We start from the raw sequence: 448 nt of genomic DNA, 5'->3' as shown, positions 1-448 counted from the left end.
TTTAAAGTAAAACATAATTTATAAACATGGTTCGTGGAGTAAGTTTGGCCATTTTGGTACTATCCTGCACTTTTGCTGCCGTATTCGCCACCAAGGCGTGCTACTTATGCAACTCCTACTCTGACAGAGATCACACGGCCTGCGTCGACCCCCTGAGCCCTTACCCAAGCGTGAACTACACTTACTGCGCTGACTCATATGTTTGTACACGTGTCTCCTACATGACACAAAAACAATACGGGGTATCCAGAGGATGCGACCCAGCCGGCAGCACTTGCGACAATATTTACAAGACTCTTTACTCCTACTACCCGGATATTGCTAGCTTCAATTGTTACTGGTGTTCCGGCAACTACTGCAACGACGAATCCGGTGTCGCATATTCCAGCGAACTGAAAGAAACTGAAACTGTAGAGGCTCAAAAACTTATCAATACTATCTAGGCCCG

At 46.2% G+C, this 448-nt stretch carries 1 protein-coding gene; it reads right to left on the bottom strand.

Annotated features, from left to right (window positions below; all coding sequences use genetic code 11):
• Nucleotides 1-194 precede the first annotated feature (194 nt).
• A partial coding sequence (locus QWJ41_RS20810; RefSeq protein ID WP_302710380.1) for a hypothetical protein occupies nucleotides 195-448 on the bottom strand: 254 nt, incomplete at its 5' end.

The sequence above is a fragment of the Nocardioides cremeus genome (assembly GCF_030518195.1).
In the GTDB taxonomy this organism is placed as follows: domain Bacteria; phylum Actinomycetota; class Actinomycetes; order Propionibacteriales; family Nocardioidaceae; genus Nocardioides; species Nocardioides cremeus.
This window is presented reverse-complemented; position numbering and strand designations above follow the sequence as displayed.